The sequence below is a fragment of the Protofrankia sp. Cr1 genome (assembly GCF_963555865.1).
Lineage (GTDB): Bacteria > Actinomycetota > Actinomycetes > Frankiales > Frankiaceae > Protofrankia.
Genome location: NZ_CAUVXO010000072.1, coordinates 3,152 through 3,761, shown reverse-complemented (window position 1 = coordinate 3,761; position 610 = coordinate 3,152). Strand labels below are relative to the sequence as shown.

Annotated in this window: 1 protein-coding gene; it reads right to left on the bottom strand. The window is 70.2% G+C overall.

Annotation, left to right across the window (positions count from 1 at the left end):
• Positions 1 to 3: 3 nt before the first annotated feature.
• Entirely contained in the window at positions 4 to 495 is a 492-nt protein-coding gene (gene dut / locus U9980_RS08910) for a dUTP diphosphatase (protein ID WP_322755093.1), read from the bottom strand.
• Positions 496 to 610 lie beyond the last annotated feature (115 nt).

Sequence of the window (610 nt, the reverse complement as noted above, 5' to 3'; positions counted from 1 at the left end):
CGGTCAGGCGAAGCCGCCGGTCGACCCGAATCCACCGGTACCCCGTACCGTCTCAGGCAGCTCGGCGACCTCGCGGAACGCCGCACGCTCCACCCGTTGGACGACAAGCTGCGCGATTCGGTCACCGCGCCGCAGGTGGACCGGTTGGCGTAGATCGGTGTTGACGAGCAGAACATTGATCTCACCACGGTAACCGGCGTCGACCGTTCCCGGCGCATTGACGATGGACACGCCGTGGCGGGCGGCGAGGCCGCTGCGCGGGTGTACGAAAGCCGCATAGCCCTCGGGCAGCGCGACGGCTATCCCGGTCCCGACCATGGTGCGCTCGCCGGGGGCAAGGGTGACATCCCGGGCCGCCACGAGGTCCGCGCCGGCGTCACCGGCATGGGCGTAGGCGGGCAGTGGGAGGTCCGGGTCGAGCCGTTGTACCAGCACCCCCAACGGATGCGGTCCAGCGTCGGCCGGCTGCGCGGTACGGTCGTCCGTGGCGGTCATGAGTCTCCGATCGGTCCTTGCGGATGCGGGCCGAGGCCGGTAGCCGGCCAGATGCGGGCCGAGGCCGGTGAGCGGCCAGAATCAGCGGTGCCCGACAGAACATGCGCAAGACTAA

Coding starts and splice junctions, on each gene's coding strand:
- dut (WP_322755093.1), bottom strand. CDS start 495: ATGACCGCCACGGACGACCGTACCGCGCAGCCGGCCGACGCTGGACCG.